This window comes from Xanthomonas sp. SHU 308 (genome assembly GCF_000364645.1).
GTDB classification, from domain to species: domain Bacteria; phylum Pseudomonadota; class Gammaproteobacteria; order Xanthomonadales; family Xanthomonadaceae; genus Xanthomonas_A; species Xanthomonas_A sontii.
In genome coordinates this window covers 1-3,978 of the sequence record NZ_AQOK01000241.1, presented here as the reverse complement: position 1 = coordinate 3,978, position 3,978 = coordinate 1, and the positions used below count along the sequence as shown (strand labels likewise).

Here is a 3,978-nt window from a genome sequence, read left to right as displayed (position 1 = left end):
GGGCGACCGCGGCGATGCAGGCCGCGGGGCGGGCTGGCTGCCGCGCGTGGGCGGCAGCGCGGCGGATCAGAAACGTGCGCGCAAGCCCACCGACCAGGTGCGGCCGTAGTCGGTGTAGCCGCCGAACAGGCGGTCGCCGACGTACTGGCGCTGCACCGCACCGGTGAGATTGATCGCGTTGACGAACACCGACAGGGTGTCGTTGACCTTCCAGGCCACGTTCGCGTCGAGGCTGCCGAACTTGTCGCTGTTGAGCGTGGCGACGTTGGCGGTACCGACCGCATTGACGATGTCGTCGCTCCAGCCGTAGCTCACCCGCGCCATCAGCGGTCCCTTCTCGTAGAACAGCACCGCGTTGTAGGTGTTCTTGGCCACGCCTTCGAGGATGTCGGTGAAGGTGCGGCTGCCGTCGCGATAGGTGGCCTCGCTGTCGGTCCAGGTGTAGTTGAGCTGCATGCCCAGCCCGTCCAGCGGCGCCGGCAGGCCGGCGAAGACCTGCTGGTAGGCCACTTCCACGCCCTTGACGCTGGCCTGGCTGCCGTTGGTCTTGGACGAGAGCAGGTAGGTCTGGCCCTGGTACTGCAGGTTCGACATCTGGGTCTGGATGAAGCGCGAGATGTCCTTGTAGAACACGCCGCCGGTCAGCGCCGAGGTGCCGTCGATGTACCACTCGAAGGTCAGGTCGTACTGCCAGGCCTCGAACGGACGCAGCGACGGATTGCCGCCGCTGGCGGTGAGGATCTCGCCGCTGGAATTGAAGGTGAGCTTGGACGACAGGTCGGTGAGGTCGGGACGGGTGATGACCTTGGCCGCGGAACTGCGCAGCACCATGTCCTCGCGCACGTCCCAGGCCGCGTTGAACGAGGGCAGTGCGTTGCTGTAGCTGCGTTCGAAGTGCACCGGTTGCGCGCTGCCGTTGACGTCGGCATGACCGTCGGTGGTCTGCTCGGTGCGCACCAGGCGCACGCCGAGGTTGCCGCGCAGCGCGCGGCCGGCCAGGTCGCCGCCGAAGTCGGCCATCGCATAGGCCGAGCCGATCTTCTCCTTCACCTCGTAGGAGTTCTGCAGGTCGGCGCTGTTCGGCGTGTTGACCAGGTCCGCGGCGGTCGGCCAGGTACCGAAGAAGCGCGATTCGATCGGCGCCAGCCACTGCCGCGGCAGGTTGCCGTTGGCGTCGGTCAGCATGTCGTCCACCGGCAGCGCGGTGAAGTTGCCGGCCGGGAAGCGCACCCCGGCGATGCTGGTCAGCAGCAGGTCGGCGCGATCGTAGGTGCGCGAGCGCTGCCGGTACTTGGCGCCGAACTTGAGCTCGCGAAAGAAGCCGTCGCCGAGCGCGCGCTTGGCGTCGAGCTGCAGCGCGTCCTCCTTGTCGCGCGCATCGATCTCGCGCCACTCCAGGCGGCGCCCGGCCACGCTGGCCGGGTTGGTCGGGTCGAAGCCGTTGGTGAAGCGCCAGTCGGGCACGTCGTCGCCATCGGCCTGCGGCATGTCCACGCGCATCGACAGGTTGGTGCCGCTGCGCAGGCGCGTGCGCCGGATCGGATCGGAGTCGTAGCTGTGCGCCTGCGAGTGGAACGCCACCGCGCCCAGCGTCCACGCATCGCCGCTCCAGGTGCTGGACAGGCGCGCGCTGCGGTTGTCGTCGGTGATCCCGGAGGTCTCGCGCGAGATCTGCACCTGGCCGTTGCGGTAGTCGAAGCCGGCGACGCCGCCATGCGCCACGCGCAGGTTGCTGAGCTTGGCCAGGCTGTCGAAGCCCACGCCCAGGCTGTATTCGTCGTAGTGCACGGTCTGCTTGGCGTAGAGCAGGTCCAGGTTGGTTTCCCAGGCCGCGCTCGGCTTCCACTGCAGCGAGGCGGCGATGCCGGTGCGTTCGCGCTGCTCCAGTTCCAGCGTCGGGCGCAGGCCGGTGGGCACGTAGTTGGCGCCAGGCACGCCCGGCACGCCGTTGCGGTAGTAGTCCCAGCTCACTTCGTTGACCCGGTCCTGGCGCAGGCTGCGCTGCGCGTAGGCGCCGGACAGCAGCAGGCCGAAGGTGCCGTCGGCGTTGACCCAGTTGAACAGGCCGGACACGCGCGGATCGTTGGCGTGGGTGCGCTGCGCCTGGCTCGACTCCAGCGACACGTTGGTGAGCGTTTTACCCAGTTCCAGCGGGCGGAACGTGCGCACGTTGACGATGCCGCCGATCGCGCCTTCGTCCAGGTCGGCGGTGGGGCTCTTGATCACGTCCAGGCCGGCGACCAGTTCCGCCGGCAGGGTGTCGTAGCGGAACTGGCGGCCGGTCTGGCCGGAGGTGCGCACGTTCTCGTTGACCGCCATGGTCTGGCCGTTGAGCGTGGTCACCTGGAAGTTGGGGCCGAGGCCGCGCACGCGCACGTACACGCCTTCGCCGCGGTCGCGCACGATCGACACGCCGGGCACGCGCTGCAGCGCTTCGGCCACGTTCTGCGCCGGCAGCTTGCCGATGTCCTCGGCGGCGATCACGTCGACCACGCTGTCGGCGTAGCGCTTATCGCGCAGCGCGGCGCTGAGGCTGCCGGCGTAGCTGCCGAGCACCTGGATGCTGTCCAGTTGCTTGACCGGCGCATCCGCCGACGTCACCGGTGCCGGCGTCGGTGCGGCCGCCATCGCCGCCGGTGCAGTGGCCGCTGTTTCCGCCGGCGCGCTCGCTGCCTCGATCGTCACCGTGGTCGGGGTGAGGAAACGGTAGCGCAGGCCGGTGCCGTCGAGCAGTTGCTGCAGCGCCTGTTCTGGCGCCGCGCCAGCGCGGCTGCCATGGGTCTGCGGGTTGCCGGTGCTGCCGGCGGCATAGACGAACTGCAGGCCGGTCTGCCGCGACAGCGCATTGAGCGCGCGCGCCAGCGGCTGCGCGGGAATCGCCTCGACCGCGATGGGCGCGGTCTGCGCAACGGCGACGCCGGCGTGCAGGGCGAGGGCGATGGAAAGGAACAGGGTGCGGCGCATCGTCGGGTCCTGTGAGAGCGGGGGTGGTGGTGCGCGCGGCATCGCCCATGGGCGTTTGCCTGCGCTGTCCCCGGACTACGAGGCGCGACGACGAAGATCGGGCACCGTTTTTCGATGAATTTTCTGTGACACGTGCGTGGGGGTGCTGGCTTCGCGTGCGCGCACGGATGCGTGCGTGCACGATGCATGTGACGCGCTGATGGCGTGCCGGCCGTCTGGTTTGAAGGATGCGTGCGCCGCGCAGTGCGCGCGACGCAGCTGCCGCGCTACTGCAGGCGCGCCTGTGTCGGCGTGCGGCTGCGCACGTGGATGCCGTCGGCGCTGGTGCGCACCTGCAATGTCGGCTGCGCATCCAGGAAGGCGCGCAACGCGGCGACGTCGTCGCCACGCAGGTTGCCGGTCAGCCGCATCGCCCCGGCGTCGGCGTCGTCGATCAGCAGGCGGGTGCGGTTGAGCCGGTTGAAATCCTCGGCGACATTGGCCAGCGGTTCGTCGCGGAACACGATGCGGTGTTGCCACCACGCGTGCATCGCCGCGACGTCCTCGTTGCCCAGTTCGACCCGGCCATCGGCGGTGTCGATGCGCGCGCTCTGGCCGGCGCCGAGATCGGCCAGCATCGGCTGTTGCGGACGGTCCTGGCGCCACACGTGCACGCGTCCGGCCGAGACCTCGATGCGCGCCTGGTCGGGGTGCAGGGCGATGTCGAAGGTGGTGCCGATATCTTCCACGCGCAGGCCCCCGGCCTGCACCTGCAGCGGGCGCCGGTCGGCGGCGACCACGAAACTGGCCTGGCCCTGCAGCAACTGCAGCTTTCGGCTCCAGGGGGTCAGCGTGGCGCGTACCTGGGTCTGCGCATTGAGCCGCACCGTGCTGCCGTCGGCCAGTTGCACGCTGCGTTGTTCGCCGAGCGCGGTGCGGTAGGTCTGGCTGCGCGGCCAGGCCCAGCCGACCAGCACCGCCACCGCGCACACCGCGGCGGCCGCGGTCAGACGCCAGCGCGGCGCGGCGTGGGCG

2 protein-coding genes are annotated in these 3,978 nt (G+C 69.9%); both read right to left on the bottom strand.

The genetic code is table 11. From position 1 onward, the window contains the following. Positions 1 to 66 precede the first annotated feature (66 nt). Positions 67 to 2,964: a TonB-dependent receptor gene (locus tag D588_RS0109075; protein WP_017915749.1), complete on the bottom strand. Its 2,898-nt coding sequence runs from the start codon at positions 2,962 to 2,964 to the stop codon at positions 67 to 69. Between the two features lie 266 nt (positions 2,965 to 3,230). After that, positions 3,231 to 3,978: FecR domain-containing protein (locus tag D588_RS0109070; protein ID WP_017915748.1), on the bottom strand; the 748-nt coding region annotated here is incomplete at its 5' end.